Source organism: Halopiger thermotolerans (genome assembly GCF_054654555.1).
Genome location: NZ_BAAIEU010000004.1, coordinates 996784 through 1011260 on the forward strand (window position 1 = coordinate 996784; position 14477 = coordinate 1011260).

Annotated in this window: 13 protein-coding genes; 4 read left to right on the forward strand and 9 right to left on the reverse strand. The window is 68.8% G+C overall.

All coding sequences use genetic code 11. The features are described 5' to 3' along the window. The first annotated feature begins 389 nt into the window (after window positions 1–389). The 4 genes from ACYQ26_RS12630 to ACYQ26_RS12645 all read left to right on the forward strand — a co-directional run bounded on the left by ACYQ26_RS12630 (window position 390) and on the right by ACYQ26_RS12645 (window position 5441). Window positions 390–1400: a lipid II:glycine glycyltransferase FemX gene (locus ACYQ26_RS12630; RefSeq protein WP_459809254.1), complete on the forward strand. Its 1011-nt coding sequence runs from the start codon at window positions 390–392 to the stop codon at window positions 1398–1400. A 174-nt stretch (window positions 1401–1574) separates the two neighbouring features. Beyond that, window positions 1575–3188: an alkaline phosphatase family protein gene (locus tag ACYQ26_RS12635; RefSeq protein ID WP_459809255.1), complete on the forward strand. Its 1614-nt coding sequence runs from the start codon at window positions 1575–1577 to the stop codon at window positions 3186–3188. Window positions 3189–3302: 114 nt separating this feature from the next. Continuing rightward, the gene (locus ACYQ26_RS12640; protein ID WP_459809256.1) at window positions 3303–4100 is read left to right on the forward strand and encodes a ZIP family metal transporter; all 798 of its coding nucleotides are present in this window, start codon (window positions 3303–3305) and stop codon (window positions 4098–4100) included. A 141-nt stretch (window positions 4101–4241) separates the two neighbouring features. Then, window positions 4242–5441, forward strand: a complete 1200-nt coding sequence (locus tag ACYQ26_RS12645; RefSeq protein WP_459809257.1) for a tyrosine-type recombinase/integrase — start codon at window positions 4242–4244, stop codon at window positions 5439–5441. A gap of 138 nt (window positions 5442–5579) precedes the next feature. On the opposite strand, the gene ACYQ26_RS12650 is transcribed toward ACYQ26_RS12645, so the two are convergent. The 9 genes from ACYQ26_RS12650 to ACYQ26_RS12690 are packed head-to-tail and all read right to left on the reverse strand — an operon-like array spanning window position 5580 to window position 14263. Beyond that, the gene (locus ACYQ26_RS12650) at window positions 5580–7454 is read right to left on the reverse strand and encodes a Na(+)/H(+) antiporter subunit D (RefSeq protein ID WP_459809258.1); all 1875 of its coding nucleotides are present in this window, start codon (window positions 7452–7454) and stop codon (window positions 5580–5582) included. After that, the gene (locus ACYQ26_RS12655; protein WP_459809259.1) at window positions 7454–9436 is read right to left on the reverse strand and encodes a proton-conducting transporter transmembrane domain-containing protein; all 1983 of its coding nucleotides are present in this window, start codon (window positions 9434–9436) and stop codon (window positions 7454–7456) included. Before ACYQ26_RS12655 ends, ACYQ26_RS12650 begins: the two co-directional genes overlap by 1 nt. After that, the gene (locus ACYQ26_RS12660; RefSeq protein WP_459809260.1) at window positions 9436–11016 is read right to left on the reverse strand and encodes a proton-conducting transporter transmembrane domain-containing protein; all 1581 of its coding nucleotides are present in this window, start codon (window positions 11014–11016) and stop codon (window positions 9436–9438) included. Before ACYQ26_RS12660 ends, ACYQ26_RS12655 begins: the two co-directional genes overlap by 1 nt. Beyond that, a complete protein-coding gene (locus tag ACYQ26_RS12665; protein ID WP_459809261.1) occupies window positions 11009–11386 on the reverse strand; it encodes a cation:proton antiporter subunit C in 378 nt (125 codons plus the stop codon). Before ACYQ26_RS12665 ends, ACYQ26_RS12660 begins: the two co-directional genes overlap by 8 nt. Continuing rightward, on the reverse strand, window positions 11379–11930 hold the full coding sequence (locus ACYQ26_RS12670; RefSeq protein ID WP_459809262.1) for an MnhB domain-containing protein: 552 nt from the start codon (window positions 11928–11930) through the stop codon (window positions 11379–11381). Before ACYQ26_RS12670 ends, ACYQ26_RS12665 begins: the two co-directional genes overlap by 8 nt. Then, window positions 11930–12469: a DUF4040 domain-containing protein gene (locus ACYQ26_RS12675; protein WP_459809263.1), complete on the reverse strand. Its 540-nt coding sequence runs from the start codon at window positions 12467–12469 to the stop codon at window positions 11930–11932. Before ACYQ26_RS12675 ends, ACYQ26_RS12670 begins: the two co-directional genes overlap by 1 nt. After that, window positions 12466–12894: a monovalent cation/H(+) antiporter subunit G gene (gene mnhG, locus ACYQ26_RS12680; RefSeq protein ID WP_459809264.1), complete on the reverse strand. Its 429-nt coding sequence runs from the start codon at window positions 12892–12894 to the stop codon at window positions 12466–12468. The genes ACYQ26_RS12675 and mnhG overlap by 4 nt, the downstream gene beginning before the upstream one ends. Beyond that, window positions 12891–13196, reverse strand: a complete 306-nt coding sequence (locus tag ACYQ26_RS12685) for a cation:proton antiporter (RefSeq protein WP_459809265.1) — start codon at window positions 13194–13196, stop codon at window positions 12891–12893. The genes mnhG and ACYQ26_RS12685 overlap by 4 nt, the downstream gene beginning before the upstream one ends. Next, complete coding sequence (locus ACYQ26_RS12690; protein ID WP_459809266.1) at window positions 13193–14263, reverse strand: monovalent cation/H+ antiporter subunit E; 1071 nt, start codon at window positions 14261–14263, stop codon at window positions 13193–13195. The genes ACYQ26_RS12685 and ACYQ26_RS12690 overlap by 4 nt, the downstream gene beginning before the upstream one ends. Window positions 14264–14477: the final 214 nt, after the last annotated feature.

A 14477-nucleotide genomic window follows, 5' to 3' on the forward strand; every position in this document is an offset into this window, starting at 1 on the left:
AATTGTTACTCGTCGTATAACGGACGGTTCATCGAGACTACCGGTCGAGACGTCGCTCGGCTCGCGGGGTCGAAACGGTGCCGCACGCCCCGACAGCGTCCCGACGGCGTCCCCGCGGCGTTCCGACGGCTCTGCAGCCGCGAAAGAAGGGCGCTCGAGGCGAATTTCGGCTGCAGGCGGCCAACGGACGGCGTAGCTGGCGACTATACCGGCCACCGGACTCGGTCTCCCCATCGCCGGACGTGATAGCGGTCGTGATAGACAGTCCGCGACGACGGAAACAGGTTGCTTACAAAGTGCTCGTGAAGCGATCGGTCGCGTATGGTACGCCGAGCGACTGACAGCGACAACGACGACGTCCGATCGGCCGTCGCCGGGTGGTCGAGCGCATGAGCGTCGACGTCCGCGTCGCGACCGACGAGGACCGCGAGAAGTGGAACCGCTACGTCGAGCGATCGCCGCAGGGGACGCTGTGTCACGAACTCGAGGCGCTGCGGGTGCAGGCCGACCACGCCGACGCGACCTTGCACCCGCTGATCGGGTTCAAGGGCCAAGAGCCGGTAGGGCTGTTTCCGGTCTTCGAGATCAGAAAGCAGTTCGTGACGACGGCGTTCTCGCCGCCGCCGCACCTCCGGGTGTCCTACCTCGGCCCTGCGTTCCTGAACATGGGGAAGCTGAAACAGCGCAAGCGCGAGCGGCGCCGCCAGCGGTTCATGGACGGCTGCTTCGAGTGGATCGAGTCGGAGCTGGCGCCGAAGTACGGCCACATCCGGACCGCGACTGCGTTCGAGGACTCGCGGCCGTTCAAGTGGAACGAGTACGACGCGACGCCGGAGTACACCTACGCCGTCGATCTCACGCTCGAGGAGGACGACCTGCTGATGACCTTCAGCAGCGACGCGCGGAGCAACGTCCGCAACGCCGACGAGGACGCCTACGAGATCGAGGTCGGCGGCCCCGAGGAGATCCGACTGATCCACGAGCAGGTGAAGAACCGCTACGAGTCCCAGGGCATCGACTTCGACGTGCCGGTCGAGTTCGTCCTCGACCTCGCCGAGGAGTCCGCGAACGGCCACGTCCGGCCATACACGCTGCGCGTCGACGGGGAGTTCGTCGGCGGGATCTTGGCGCTCGAGTACGGCGACACCACCGGTCGGTGGATGGGCGGCGTCCGGACCGACGCCGACGTCGACGTCCCGACCAACGACCTGCTCGACTGGGCGATCATGCAGGACGGCCTCGAGAACGGCCTCGAGACGTACGACCTCGTGGGCGCGGACACGCGCCGGATCAACCGCTACAAGGCGAAGTTCAACCCCGAACTGCGGACCTACTACAGCCTCGAGTACGGCAAGTGGGGAATGCGGCGGCTCGCGTCGCTGTACGACAGCGTGAAGTAGCGCCGACAGGCCTCCTTTTCTCCGAGTAGCGCGTCCGTTCCCCGATTGTCAGCGCGCGCAACCGGGCGTCGTCGACGGTTAGCTCGACCGTAGCGCGGGCCGGGGTCGCGCCGCCGGCGCTCGCTCGGGTAATCGCGCTCATAACGAAAGGGCCCGACGACGGAGCCGGTATCGATGGACGACGGATCCTCTCTTCGAACGCTGCTCGTCGGCATCGACGCCGCCTGCGACCGCGTGCTGGCACCGATGTTCGAGGACGGCGACCTCCCGGCGCTCGAGTCGATCTACGAGCGGGGCGCGAGCAGTCCGCTCGAGTCCCAGATCCCGCCGTGGACGGCCTCGGCGTGGCCGTCGCTGTACACCGGCAAGAACCCCGGCAAGCACGGCGTCTTCGGCTTTCTCTCCTTCGACGGCTACGACTGGGACGTCGTCAACGCAAGCGACGTCCGCGAGCGGGCGCTGTGGGAGCTGCTCGACGACCACGGCATCACGAGCGTCGTCGTCAACGTGCCCGTCACGCACCCGCCCCGCGAGTTCGACGGCGCGTTGATCCCCGGCTACACCGCGCCGGAAGACCCCGACTGTCACCCCGCGGGGCTCCTCGAGGAGGTCCGCGACGAACTCGGCGCGTATCGGGTCTACCCCGACGAGGACGCGGCCGACCTCGGGGACGCCTACGCCGACTGCGCCCGCATGCGCGGCGAGGCGTTCCGGTACCTCGCCGACCGGTTCGATCCCGAGTTCGGCTTCGTCGAGTTCCAGGGGACCGACTCGATCTTCCACGAGGAGCCCGAGAACGACGAAGCGATCCGAACGATCTACCGCGAGGTCGACCGCCAGCTCGCCGAGATTCTCGAGGCCCACGACCCCGACACCGTGATCGTCGCGAGCGACCACGGGATGGGACCCTACGACGGCTACGAGTTCCGGGTCAACGACTACCTCCGCGAGGGGGGGTTCGTCGCGACGGAAAACGGCGGCGAGGGGATGCCGACGTGGGCGACGGTTCGGGACGACACCCTCAAACAGGGAGAAGACGCCACCGAGCACGATCCCGGCGTCGCCGAACGAGCCATGGCGGGCGCCGCGAAAGTCGGGCTCACAAGCCAGCGGATCGGACGGCTCCTCGAGCGACTCGGCGTCTACGACCTCGTCGCGACCCACGTGCCGACTGGCCTCGTCAACGCCGGCGCGACGCAGGTCGACTTCCCGGAATCGACGGCCTACGTCCGCTCGCGGATCGAACTCGGCGTCCGGCTCAACCTTGAGGGCCGGGAGCCCGAGGGCGTCGTCCCGCAGGCGGAGTACGAGACGGTCCGGAACCGTGTCATCGACGCCTTGCGCTCGGCGAGGACGCCCGACGGCGAGCCGGTGTTCGAGGCGGTACGGCCGCGCGAGGAGTTCTTCCACGGCCCCGAGAGCGAACGCGCGGTCGACGTCGTGGCGATCCCGGCCGACTTCGAGCACTTCCTCTCGGCGACGCTTCGGGACGAGCCGTTCGGCCCGCCCTCGGAGCCGTGGAACCACAAGCTCGAGGGGACGTTCGCGGCCCGCGGGGCGGCGATCGACCCGTCGGCCGACCTCGGCGAGCCGCACCTGTTCGACGTGGCGCCGACCGTGTTGGCGTCGCTGGGCGTGCCGGTCGACGACCGGATGGACGGCCAGCCGCTCCCCTGCGTCGAGTCGACGGGGACGCGGTCGTACTCGCGGGCCGACGACCAAGATGCCGTCGCGACCGCCGACGAGGCGGTCGAGGATCGACTCGCCGATCTAGGGTATCTCGAGTGACGCGTCCCGAGCGCCGAGTCGCAAGTTGTCGGCCGACGGCGGCCGCCGCGAGTTCCCGACCGCGGGGAACGAGCCGCGGTGATTTAACCGCCGAGTTCCACGGTTCGAATCCGGATGAGTCTCCTCGAGAACCTCGCGCTGGTGTTCGTCGCTGGTCTCGTCACCGCGCTGGCGACCGGAGTCGGCGCGCTCCCGTTCCTCTTTTTCGATTCGATCAGCGACCGTCGGAACGTCGTGCTGTGGGGGATCGCGTCGGGGATCATGCTCTCGGCGTCCGTGTTCGGCCTCGTCGACGAGGGGCTGGCCGAGGGGACGCCGGGCGAACTGGCCGTCGGGCTGGCCGCCGGCGTCGTCCTCGTCGTCGTCGCCCACGAAGTCCTGCTCGACGTCGACATCGATCCCCGTGAGTACGAGGCGGCCGACTTCAAGAAACTCGTGCTCATCCTCGGAATTTTGACCGTCCACAGTTTCCCGGAGGGAGTCGCCATCGGCATCTCCTTCGCCGACCTCGGCCTCGAGGGCGGGATCGCGCTGTTTGGCTTCACGGTGCCGCTGCTGGCGGTTTTCATGACGATCGCGATCTCGATCCACAACGTGCCCGAGGGGACCGCGATCGCGATTCCGCTCTCGTCGATGGGCGTCCGCGACTGGAAGCTCGTCTGGTGGGCCGTCTTCTCGAGCCTTCCCCAGCCGGTCGGCGCGGTCATCGCCTTCAGCTTCGTCCGTATCGCGCGGGAGTTTCTCCCCTACGGCTTCGGCTTCGCCGCGGGGGCGATGATCTACCTCGTGCTCACCGAGTTCATCCCGGAGGCGTTAGCCGTCGGCGCGGGACTGCCGGGCGACGGGCGGCGGGAACTCGTCGGCGGACTCGCCGTCGGCGTCGCGGTCATGCTTCCGCTACTGTCGATCTGAGCGGGCGTCGTAGCAAATATTCGATTCCTTCTCAGGTGCATAATACCGAAACACAGATTTAGCCGGGTCTGACAGTAGCGAACGAATGCGGTACCGTGGCGATTCCGAACGGCCGCTTCGGTTCGCCGACGTGATCCACCCATGAGCCGAATCGACGCGACGGTCGCGGACGCCGTCGAGATCTACCTCCAGCGGAAGACGGTCGGCGACGCGGACGGCCCCGAGACGGGCGGGACGTACGCCGCCAAGGCCGAACTGATCCTCGAGCGGTTCGTCGACTGGCTCGAGCGCGAGCACGGCGTGCGGTCGCTGTCGGCGCTCGAGACCGAACACATGCGGTCGTACGCCCGCGAGCTGCGCGACCGCGCCGACCGCGGGGAGTACGCGCCCGCCACGGCCGGCACCTACTACGCCGTCGTCCGGGCCTTCCTCTCGTGGTGCGCCCGCGGCGAGATCATCGCGGCGAACCCGGCGGCGAGCGAGCGGGCGACAGCGCCGCTGCCCAGCGACGACTCCCGTCCCGACCGCGAGTGGACGGCCGAGCAGCGCCGGCGGCTCGAGGCCTACGTCCGCGATCGGGCGCTCGCGGCCGACCGCGAGCGGGGCTCGGACCGGGAGGACCGGCGCGACCGACTGCGCGAGTACGCGATGGTCGCGGTCCTCGCCCACTCCGGAGCGCGGGGGTCCGAACTGTTCCGGGTCCCTCAGGACGACCGGCGGACGGGCGCGACGTGGGACGACGTCGACTTCTACACGGGGACGATCCGCGTGCTCGGCCGGTCCCAGCGACTCGAGGAGGTCTCTCTGCTCGCGCCGGCGCGAACGCCGCTGCGTCGCTACCGGGTCGCGCTCGATCCGCCCGCGAACGACTGGCCGCTGTTCCCGACCCGCCACGCGCCGTCGATCGCCCGCCGCGTCAGGACGGTGCTGCGCGAGCGCGGCTACGACGACGAGGAGATCGAATCGCTGCTCGAGGAGCGGACGGCGACCGAACTCGCCCGCGAGCGGTCGATCGCTCCGCCGGCGATCACGACCGAGGGCGCCCGCTCGGTGCTCAAGCGGCTCTGTTCGGCGGCCGGGATCGACGTCGACGGCGAGTACCTCACGCCGCGGGTCGTCCGCGACGAGAGCGCCGATCGGTCGCGCCGCGAGAGCGCTCCCGCGGGCGGGGCCGGCGGCTCGAGTTCGGTGTCGGTCCTCGAGCGCTCGACGGCCGTCCCCGAGACGGAGACGCGGCCGGTGGTGCTCGAGTCCGGCGTCGACTCGGGTACTGGCTCGGCGTCCGGGTCGGACCCCGATCGCGCGGACGGCGGGACCAGTACTGGTACCGGTAGCGAGTAAGCGAGTGTCGCCGTCGCATCTCCGTTTTCGTCGTGTTTCGTAACTCGAGTCGGTAGGGTCGCGAGGCCGAGAGAATCGGTGCGGCCGCGAGAGGTCGGATCGGCCGCGAGAGCCGACTTCGAAAAGCGTGACGGACGGTTAGCTAACGAGCAGCCACAGGATCACCGTCAGCACGAGCAGCAACACGAGGACGGTCGTGCCGATGCCCGCGCGGAGGTGGAGCGTCGACGGGCGGCCGCCGTCCGCGGGCCGGCGCTCGTCGGCGTCGACCAGCGGCAGCCGGCGAGCGGCCGCGTCGACCGCGAGGACGGGGTTGTTCCCGATCCAGTAGCAGCGCTTGACGCCCGCGACGACGAGCGCGTCGACAGCGGCGTACAGTTCGGTCGTCGCCAGCATCGACCAGCGGCCCAGGTAGTACCCCGCCGGGTAGACGAACGACGCCGGGTCCGGCAGGTCGAGCTTCGAGAGGGGCTTGCGGACGATCGCGAAGGTGACGAGCGCGATGGCGGTCAGCGTCCCCGCGCTCTGGAGGTGGCTCGCGCTGTAGGGGTGGAGGTGCCCTTCGCCGTCGTTCGGATAGACGAACGTAAACTCGCCGCCGCCGTGGCCGTGCAGCGTCGGCGCGAGGTCGGCCAGCCCCTGCCACCAGACGCCAAACAGGAGGCAGGCGCCGCCGAGGCCGAGCATCGCGACGGTCTGGCCCGGCTTGGCGTCGGGAACCGACACGTCGCTTTCGCCGTGGAGGAAGACGTAGTAGCCGAGCTTGATGAACGAGAGGAGGGTTCCGATCGCGCCGAGCCAGAGTAGCCAGTACAGCGCCTCGAACTCGTGGACGCCGTAGTAGTGTGGATCGGCCGCGTCGAAGAGCATCCCCTTGCTGACGTAGCCGTTGAAGCCCGGGATCGCGGTGATCGAGAGCGCACCCAGCGCGAACCCGATCGCGGTCAGGGGCATCTCGCGCCAGAGCCCGCCCAGCTTGTAGAGGTCCTCCTCGCCGGTGCGGTAGATGACCACGCCGACGGCCATGAACAGCAGGCTCTTGAACAGGATGTTGTTGAACAGGTGGCTCATCGCGCCGGCGACGGCGATCTCGCTTTCGACCATCCAGGCGCCCATCCCGATCCCGGCGACGATGTAGCCGAGCTGGGCCTGGATGTGATACGAGAGGAGCGCCCGCATGTCGTGTTGCAGCAGGGCGAAGGTCGCGCCGTAGACCGCCATCAGGCCGCCCATGTACGCGATGTAAATGCCGAGGTCGCTCTCGGCGCCGATCGGGAACGCCCGGTAGAGGACGAACGCGCTCGTCTTGGTCGTGTACACTGAGAGGAACACCGACGCCGCGATGTGGGGTCGCGGGTAGGTGTCGGGCAGCCAGATATGGAACCCGATAAAGGCGACGTTGACGCCCATGCCCAGCACCGCGAGCAGTTCCGGAATCCCGGCGGCGATACCGGTTCCGTCGTAGACGAACGTGCCGGTCTGGACGTAGTGGGCCGCGACCGCCAGCATCACCAGCACGCCGCCCGTGCCGTGGAACAGCGCGTACCGGAAGCCGGCCCGGACCGCCTCGCCGCCGTAGTCCCAGACCACGAGCGTGCTCGTGACGGCCATCAGTTCCCACATGAACAGGAGCACGAGCCAGTCGCCGGCGAAGGCCGCCCCGATCGACGAGGAGAGGTAGATCAGCGCGAACGCGGTCAGCCGCTTGCTCGCCTCGCTCGAGTAGGCGTAGATGACGCTGCAGATCCCGAGGAAGCCGAGCCCGAGGCCGACCATCCGGGAGAACTCGTCGACGTAGTAGGGGACGACCTCGAAGCCGAGGAAGGTCCCGCCCAGGTGTTCGCCGCCGGGCGCGACCAGCGAGATCGCGAGCACCGCGGCGAGGCTGAGCGCGCCGACGGTGAAGCCGGCGAGTCGGGGCAGTACGAGCACGAGCAGCGCCGCCGCCAAAATGAGCAACGGCGGGTAGGCCATCGAGAGGGCCTCGAGTTCGAATCCGAGTCCGAACGTCATCAGTTGTTCACCTCCGTCAGGAGCTGGTCGAAGGGAACGTCACCCAGTTCCTCGAAGGGCATCCCGAAGACGCCCTCGACGATCCGCACCGCTAGGTCGAGGAAGACCGCGTGGTCGGGAACGACCCCGAGGACGACTGCGCCCGTCGCGATGACGGCGATGGGCGCGAGCATGAGCCACGTGCTCTCCGCGAACGGGGAGCGGCGCGGCCACTGGCCGGTCGGCGGGCCGCCGGTGAGGTGGTCGTCGTGGTCGCCGTGGTGGTCGACGCTGCTGACGCGTTCGCCCGTTCCCGCGGGCACGTCGGCGTCGCTGGGGTATTGGTCGACGGCGTACTCGTAGTCGGCATCGTCTTCGTCCGCGGCGTCCGATTCGGGTTCGGTTTCCTCGGAGCGAGCCGAGTCCGCCGCGTCGGCCGCGTCGGCCGCGTCGGCCGCGTCGGAGCGGTCCGCCTCGCTCTCGCCGCCGTCGGTCCGTTCGCCGCCGTCGGCGGCGACGGCCTCGTCGCGCTCGTCGTCGCCGTACGATTCCACCAGACCGCCCCGCGGGAACTCGAGGAACGGCTTGGCGTCGTGGCGGTCCTCGCTCTCGAAGAAGGCGGTGTAGACGACCGGCCAGAAGTAGCCGATGTTGAGCACCGCCGAGAGCAGGAGGGCGCCGGCGAACAGCCAGTAGCTGCCGCCGACGTCGCCGGCGCCGATGAGCATGTAGAACTTGCTGACGAAGCCGGCGATCGGCGGCAGCCCGGCCATCCCGGCCGCGCCGATCGTGAACGCCGACATCGTCAGCGGCATCCGCTTCCCGATGCCGGCCATCTCGCTGATGTAGTCGGTGTGGGTCTCGACGTGGACCGCGCCCGCGCAGAAGAACAGCGTGAGCTTCGCGAACGCGTGGGCCGGGATGTGGAACAGCGCGCCGACGATCGCGTAGGGATGCAGCAGGGACAGCCCCAGCACGATGTACGACAGCTGCGCCGTCGTCGAGTACGCGAGCCGGCGCTTGAGGTGGTCCTTGCGCATCGCGATGATGCTGGCCGCGGTCAGCGTGAACGCGGCGACGATCGCGACCGGGATGTTCAGGCCGACCTCGCCGATCCCGGGTACGTCCAGCGGCAGGTCGTAGATCAGCCCGGGGCCGTAGACCTCAAGGATGACCCTCGAGATGCCGAAGGCGCCGGACTTGACGACCGCGACCGCGTGGAGCAGCCCGGAGACGGGTGTCGGCGCGACCATCGCGTCCGCGAGCCACGAGTGCAAGGGCATCAGTGCGGCCTTGACCCCGAAGCCGAAGATCAGCAGGAAGAAGGCGGCCTGCGCGTAGACCGGCTCGGCCTGTGCGGCTTCGGCCAGCGCCGACATGCCGCCGGCCTGGAAGGCCAGCGTCGGCGAGCCGACCAGGCTCGTCAGCCAGTAGACCATGACCGTCCCCGCGAGCAGGAAGACCCCACCGCCGAAGAACGTGTACGTGATGTACTTGCGGCCGGCGATGCGGGCCTCGTCGTCCTCGTTGTGGGCGACCAGCGGGTAGGTCACCAGCGACAGCAGCTCGTAGAAGACGAAGATCGTCACGAGGTTCGCCGCGAAGGCGATCCCCACGGCGCTCGAGAGGCTGGCCGCGAAGGCCGCGAAGAAGCGGGTCTGCGCGTGTTCGTCGAGCCCCCGCATGTACCCCGTCGCGTAGAACGACGTGAAGATCCAGAGGAAACTCGCCAGCAGAGCGAAGAAGATCCCCAGCGGGTCCGCGCGAAGGGCGAAGTCCAGTCCCTCGAGGAACCGGATTCCGGTTGCGTCGTAGAGGCTCCACTCGTAGACGGCGCCGTTCACGACGCCGGGGAGCATGCTGGCGACGAGGCCGAACTTCGCGAGGGCGGCCAGGACGGACCAGCTCTCGCGGAGGTTCGGTCGGCGATGCGATGCGACGATCAGGACGATCGCGACCGCCGAGACAAGGACGGCGGCGAGCGGGCGGATGTCAGCAACCATCAGTTAAACACCTCCGTCAGGAAGGGCGCGAGCATGTCGGCGAGCGTGCCGCCGGCGAAGCCGAGCGCGACGGCGGCGATCGCGGCGACGACGACGACCGCGAGCATCCCCGTCGAGACGGCGTCGGGCGAACCCTTCGTGCGGAACGCGGCGGCGGGGTCGACGGTACCGGGAGCGGCGTCGGACCGCTCGTCGTCGGTGCCGCCGTCCGTCGCGGCCGTCCCCGTCGGACGGGGCCGTTCGGCGGCCGTCGGCGGCGTGAAGTACATCTTCTCGAGCAGGCGTGCGGCGTAGGCGAGGGTGAGCATGGTACTGAGGAAGATCACGGCGGCGACGGGCCACAGTTCGGACTGGACGGCGCCGACGGCGATGTACCACTTGCCGACGAAGCCGACGCCCGGCGGGACGCCGACAAGCGCAAGCAGCATGACGGCTATCGCGCCGGCGGCGACCGGGCGATCCTTCGCGAGGCCGGCGTACTCGTCGACGGTGCGGGCCCCGTAGCTCGTCGCGACGAGGGCGACCCCGAGGAAGAGCCCGGCCTTCAGTAGGCCGTGGCCGACGAGGTGGATCGCGGCGCCGACGAAGGCCGTCTCGGACTGGCCCGCGATGACGACCCCGTAGGCGGCCAGCACCAGGCCGAACTGCGAGACGGACGAGTACGCGAGCATCCGCTTGACCTCGCGCTGGATCACGGCCAGCCCCGTGCCGGCGAGGACGCTGATGCAGCCGATCGCGACGACGATCGGACCGACCCGCGGGATCGACGCGAGGTAGTCGACGCCGAAGACGGAGACGATCAGCCGACCGAAGGCGTACGCCGAAGCGGTCGAGACCAGCGCCGCGATCAGCGGCGTGACGCCGTCGGGCGCCCGGTGGTAGGCGCTGGGCTGCCAGGTGTGCAGCGGCCACTGAGCCACCTTGGTCGCGAAGCCGACGATCATGAATCCGAGGCCGGCCCGGACCAACAGCGGCCGTTCGGCGTTCGGAATCGCCGTCGCGAGTTCGGCCATGTTGAGCGTCCCCGTCGCCATGAGGACGAAGGCGACGCCGATCAGGTACATCGATGCGGCGACGGTCCCCAGGATCAGGTACTTCAAGGCGGCGACGGCCGCTTCCGGCCCGTCGCCGCTGGCGACCAAGGCGTAGGTCGCCAGGCTCGTGATCTCGAGGAAGACGAACAGGTTGAACGCGTCGCCGGTCAGCGAGATGCCCAGTAGGCCGCCGGTCAGCAGCAGGTAGGCAGTGTAGAACGTGTTCCCGCGCGGGCCGCCCCGGCGCGTGTACGCGAGGACGCCGAGGGCGACGGCGGTCACGAGCAGGACGATCAGCATCGAGAACTGATCGGCCACGAGCTGGATGCCGTACTCGCGGGGGTAGCCACCGAGTTCGTGGGTCACCCGGCCGCTAGTGTAGACCTCGCGTGCGAGGGCGAGGGCGCCAGCGAACAGCCCGAGCGTGGTGAGTGCCGCGACGGGCCATCCCGTGCGGTCGAACCACAGTCCGAGCGCGATCGGCAGCGTTGCCGCGAGGATCGGCGCGACGATCAGCAGCGCCGGGAGGAGGTCGATACTACTCATCGGCACGCACCTCCCGAAGCGTGTCCTCGCGGAGCGTCCCGTACTCCGCGTAGATGCGGATCACCAGCGCCAGCCCGACCGCCGTCAGCGCGATGCCGACGACGATTGCGGTCAGGACGATGACCTGGGGCAGCGGGCTCGCGACCATGACCTCGAGCGGTTCGCCCTCGTGGGGGACGATCGGCGCTGAGGCGCCCGGGACGTCGATGTAGGCCATCGCGACGAACAGCAGGAAGATCGCCGACTGGAACAGGCTCACGCCGATCAGCTTCTTCACGAGGTTCTCGTTGGCGATCACCATGTAGAGCCCGATCCCCAGCAGGACGAACACCAGTACGTAGAGGTAGTTCGCCGCGAGCGCTTCAATCATCGTCGCTCACCTCCGTCGTCGGCCCTGCTGCGTCGGGGGCCGTCGTCTCGTCGGGCGTTCCAGCGCCGCCGCGTTCGGCCCGCCGCTCGGGCGTGAACCCGGCCGCCATCGCGAAGAACAGCGTGACGATGATGCTCGAGACGATCAGCGAGATGCCGCCGATCTCGACGGCCTCGAGGCCCCAGCTCGTGTGAATGTGGAGAGCCTCCTTGAGCTGGTCGAGTTCGAGGAAGTTCCCGCCGAGGGCGATCATCGCCAGGCCGACGGCGCCGAAAAAGAGGACGCCGCCGGTGGCGAGGCCGACGAGGACCGAGTTGCGGAGCCACTGGCGGGTCGGCTCGATCCCGAAGGCGAACGCCAGCATGAGGATCGTGACCCCGACGATGGCGCCGCCCTGGAATCCGCCGCCGGGGGCGTTGGCCCCGTGGAAGGTCATGAACAGCCCGTAGGTGAGCGTAAACGGTGCGATGATCTTGACCGCGGTCATGATCACCTGACTCTCGGTGTAGGTATCGTCGACCGGATCGGCGTCTGCGTTGGACATTAGGCGAACACCTCGCGTTTCAGGACCAGCAGCGTCGCGATTCCGGCGCCGAAGACGACGACGGCCTCGCCGAAGGTGTCGAACCCACGGTAGGCGGCCAGCACGGCCGTCACCGCGTTCTCGACGTGGGTCTCGTGGTAGGTTTCGGTGATGTAGTGTTGGGTCACCTCGAGGTTCTGCCAGACGGCCGTCTCCGTGCTGCCGACCTCGTACATCTCGGGGACGATCGTGAAACAGACGAGGCCCACGAACACCGAGACGACGGCGGCCGCCGGCAGGTGGATCCGCTCTACCAGGCGGTCGGTCGACGGGCGGGTCGTCCGCGCGATCGTGAGGAGCAACAGCAGCGTCGTCACGCCGGCGCCGATCGCGGCCTCGGTCATCGCCACGTCGGGGGCCAGCAGGAACGTATAGAGGATGGCCATTCCGAGGCTGTAGGCGCCGAAGACGATGATGACCGACAGCACGTCCCGGAACAGCGCCGTCGCGACCGCGGTCACGAGGATAAAGACCGCGAGCGAGTAGGTGAACGCGCTCATCGGGGGTCACCTCCGTTCTCGCCGTCCTCGCCGTTCCCGCCGTCGGTCGCCGCGGTCGGCCCGCCGTCGGGGTCGGTCGCGTCGTCGCCGCTCGTTGGGCCGGCGTCGGCGTCGCCCTCCTCGGCCAGCAGCGGCTCGACGCCCGACTCGGCGGCCGAGCGCGCGATCGCGTGGGCCGCCGTCGGGTTCGTGATGAAGATGAAAAACAGCAGCAAGACGGTGTAGACCGCCGCCTGCTGCCAGCCAAAGGCGAGCGCGACGGCCGCCAGCGCGAAACCGGCCCCGAGCGTGTCCGTCTGTGAGGCGGTGTGGGCCCGCGCGTAGATGTCCGGCAGGCGGAGCACGCCGACCGTCGAGACGAGCGTGAAGAACACGCCGAGCCCGAGCAGAACGACGATGGCCGCGAACCGCAGGGTCTCGATCACAGCACACCACCCCGCTCGACGGTGAACTTCGAGATGGCGACCGACATCAGGAAGTTCAACAGCGCGTAGATCAGCGCCACGTCGAGGAACCACGCCTGATCGAGCGCCGCCGCCAGCAGCGCGAGGATGACGACCGTGTTCGTCCCCAGCACGTTCACCGCGAGCAGCCGATCCTGCGTCGTCGGCCCCACGACCGCGCGGTAGAACATCGCGATCGCGAGGACGACGAAGGCCGCGGCTGCCCAGAGGAACAGCTCCTCGAGGCCGACGCCGGAGCCGAGGCCGAGCGACTCGAGGGTCACAGCTCGTCACCTCCGACGATCTCGGCGTCGTCCCGTTCGCGCGGCGAGGCGATAGCGGCCGAGTCGCGGCCGTAGAAGACGAACCGGATCCCCTTCTCGAGGCCCCCGTCGAACAGGTCCTCTCGGGCCGCGGGGATCAGCGTGTGGACCAGCAGCTCCCGGTCGTTGGCCCGGACAGTCAGCGTCCCCGGCGTGAGCGTGATGCTGTTTGCGAGCGCGGTCAGGGGCAGCCCGCTGCGAACGCGGGCGTTGACCCGCGTCAGCGTGGGCTCGATCGGCATCGACGGCCGCAGGATGACGGCCGAGACCGCGATGTTGGCCTTGACGATCTCCCAGAGCAGGTACGGGATGTAGAGGGCGAAGCGAACGGTCCGCAGCGGCGACTGCACGCGATCGAGCGGGAACGTGAACGTCACCTGGGCGAGCACGATCGAGACGACCCCGGCGACGGCGACCCCGGTGACGAGGTCGAACCAGTAAAACGGATCGCCGAGCACGAGGTAGAAGCCGAGGGAGATCGCGAACGTCGCGAAGAACCGATCGAAGGTCTCGCCGCCGCTGATCAGCCGCTGGTGGCGGGCCGGCCGCTCGACCGGCGCCTCGTCGAACGCCAGCCCCTTGCGCTGGAGTTCGCGCTCGAGGGGCTGGAGCATCGGCGTCGTCGCCCCCGGACTGTACTCGGGATCGAGGACGATCCGATCGACGCCGTGGTCGTCGACGTACTGGCCGAAGATGTCGGCGAAGTCGCGGGGACCGAACAGCAGTTCGTCGGTCCCGAGCACGGCGGTTTCGACCGTCACCGCGGCGTCGGCGGCGTCCTCCTCGACCCAGTTCGTCGCGCGCGAGAGCAACTGTTCGGCGTCGTCGCGCTGCTGCTGGCTCTCGGGGGAATCGGCGTCGTAGGGCAGTGCGACGACCAGATGACACTCGAGGTCGGGCGCGTCGGCGTCGGCTTCGGCGGCCGTGTCCGCGTCGGCCGCCTCAAGTCCGGACTGGACCGCGTAGCCGACCGTCTGCCGGACGGTCACCGTGTCCGACAGCGGTACGAGGACTCGTTCAGCCGCCACGGGACATCCCTCCTGGTGACCGTCGTTGGATACTCATGACTCTCTTTGTTACTCGAGTCAAGCGGTAGCCGTAGGAAAACGATTTCGTTCTCCCCTAATCGGCTCGAACGGTCGGGGTCGTTTTCACGACTCGTCAGTGCCACGTTCTCCACCGAAACCGACGAGCGGGGAAACGTACGTTCGATTCCTCGCGTCGCCGTCGATCCGGCGAGGG

Bases quoted from the DNA above. Each gene is read 5' to 3' on its own strand.
- ACYQ26_RS12640 (WP_459809256.1), top strand. From the start codon at position 3,303: ATGAGTCTCCTCGAGAACCTCGCGCTGGTGTTCGTCGCTGGTCTCGTC.
- ACYQ26_RS12650 (WP_459809258.1), bottom strand. From the start codon at position 7,454: ATGACGTTCGGACTCGGATTCGAACTCGAGGCCCTCTCGATGGCCTAC.
- ACYQ26_RS12675 (WP_459809263.1), bottom strand. From the start codon at position 12,469: ATGAGCGCGTTCACCTACTCGCTCGCGGTCTTTATCCTCGTGACCGCG.
- ACYQ26_RS12670 (WP_459809262.1), bottom strand. From the start codon at position 11,930: ATGTCCAACGCAGACGCCGATCCGGTCGACGATACCTACACCGAGAGT.
- ACYQ26_RS12660 (WP_459809260.1), bottom strand. From the start codon at position 11,016: ATGAGTAGTATCGACCTCCTCCCGGCGCTGCTGATCGTCGCGCCGATC.
- ACYQ26_RS12655 (WP_459809259.1), bottom strand. From the start codon at position 9,436: ATGGTTGCTGACATCCGCCCGCTCGCCGCCGTCCTTGTCTCGGCGGTC.
- ACYQ26_RS12645 (WP_459809257.1), top strand. From the start codon at position 4,242: ATGAGCCGAATCGACGCGACGGTCGCGGACGCCGTCGAGATCTACCTC.
- ACYQ26_RS12635 (WP_459809255.1), top strand. From the start codon at position 1,575: ATGGACGACGGATCCTCTCTTCGAACGCTGCTCGTCGGCATCGACGCC.
- ACYQ26_RS12630 (WP_459809254.1), top strand. From the start codon at position 390: ATGAGCGTCGACGTCCGCGTCGCGACCGACGAGGACCGCGAGAAGTGG.
- ACYQ26_RS12665 (WP_459809261.1), bottom strand. From the start codon at position 11,386: ATGATTGAAGCGCTCGCGGCGAACTACCTCTACGTACTGGTGTTCGTC.